Here is a 1,645-nt window from a genome sequence, read left to right as displayed (position 1 = left end):
GTGAATATCTATCGTCATTACGAAAATGGTAGTGTTCTTATTTTTGATGAGGTGGAACGTAGTAGCCTTGCAGATTTAACAGAGAAAAAACTTCTAAAAATTAATGATGGCTGCTGTGCAGCCATTTTTCTTGATAGTCGAACTTTATTTCACTAAGTAACGTAAATAATAGCTTTTTGTCTTGTACTAGCATATTAAAGTTTGAAACTGGGAATCAATGTTTTAAACTCAAACAACTAAATTGAATCCAATCTTGGTCGGGTTTGTGCCAAAAGCCGCCCTTCGCCCTCGTCTTGGTATGGAGCAAATGTTCAGACCATAGCGGACTATAGATTGACTGATTGGTTAATTATTTCTCACTTCAATATGCTGTATAAAAAAGCAGGTATAATGAGGTTTGGTGAATAATGCCAATATCGCTTCCTATTAAATAGATTTTCTAGGTCTCACTTTGTTTTTCAGAAAACAGCTAAGTTATTAATTTAATTATGGAAAATATTTTGCACATGGTTTTTAATAGGAAGCGAAAAAAGTCTCGTTAAAGTCAGGCTCCTTTTTGCTTTTTAGAACTGCCGTAGTTTTAGCTTAATTGAAGTAAAAAATACGTAATAAAATCAGAAGGTAAGCACTGAAAATGACGAAAAAAACAATCAAGCCGAGCAGTTGCAAATGCGAAATGCTCGTTAATAAGCGTTATATGTCAAATCAATGATTGATGATACTTTCAAAGTTAGGCGCTACATCACAGAGTATTGTGAGGAAACCGAAGAGTTGATTGCTGAATACGATTTAGCATCTTTTGATCTCGTAAAGTTTCAAAGTGAACTTAACGAGCCAAGCAACGAAAATCCAATGTTTGATTGTTACCCTATTAAAATAGAGAATGTTAAATTCATTGAAAATTACATTAGTAACAATATTGCGTGGGATTTCAAAAGTAAGTCATATTTTGTGGAAGCACATGCCATATAACAAGCCAAGCCAGCGGGAATTTTACTCGCTGCAAAACGCTCATAAAATCCCCTGCTTGGGGCGTTAGTTGCCAAGGAAGATTATGTCATCAATTGACGTCAACGAATTTGCTAGAAAGATGATCGGGAACTCCTTCGTTTACAAAGTTGGTTTAGAGTCTGGCTTTCCGTTCATAATATTCTTAAATAGTGAAAATGACGAACGCGTAAGCTTAAGGATTAATGGTGATTTTCGTTTATTGCCCGAATTAGTTTTACCGAATAATCTGAGTGCGGATCACAAAGAATATATTATGTTGCTTGAGTTACACGTCGAAGCAATTGAATCGCTTATTTGTGCAGATAACGGTGATTTAACAATAACCTTTGAAAGTGGAAGGCAACTCTGGGTTGAAGGGTTTCCAAATGATAGTGGTATATACGAACCTTGGTTGCTCTTTAATACAGGTAATCAAGCTCAACTAATTTGCCAGCGAGGTGGAGACTATGCTTTCGTTCAAGGCAACTAACAAGTTGCCTAAATTCGCCGCAAAAGGCGCGGCTGGGACAAATACTCACTGGGCTTCGCCCAACAACGTTCGCATTTGCCCCTTGGCAAAGCGTTAGTGTTGTAATCAAACTATGGAGTGTAAAATGGAATTAGGTGCATTTTCAGTAAGTTTAGCGGTTAAAAA

2 protein-coding genes are annotated in these 1,645 nt (G+C 36.7%); both read left to right on the top strand.

Features of this window, described 5'->3' with window-relative positions:
- Positions 1–708: 708 nt before the first annotated feature.
- Entirely contained in the window at positions 709–972 is a 264-nt protein-coding gene (locus tag ABKW31_RS22880) for a hypothetical protein (RefSeq protein WP_348619030.1), read from the top strand.
- 82 nt (positions 973–1,054) lie between these two features.
- Entirely contained in the window at positions 1,055–1,480 is a 426-nt protein-coding gene (locus ABKW31_RS22875) for a DUF6188 family protein (RefSeq protein WP_348619029.1), read from the top strand.
- The last annotated feature ends 165 nt before the right edge of the window (positions 1,481–1,645 follow it).

This window comes from Paraglaciecola sp. 25GB23A, assembly GCF_040012495.1.
Taxonomy (GTDB): Bacteria; Pseudomonadota; Gammaproteobacteria; order Enterobacterales; family Alteromonadaceae; genus Paraglaciecola.
Note: the sequence above shows the minus strand (reverse complement) of the source record. Positions and strands in the feature narration are given on the sequence as shown.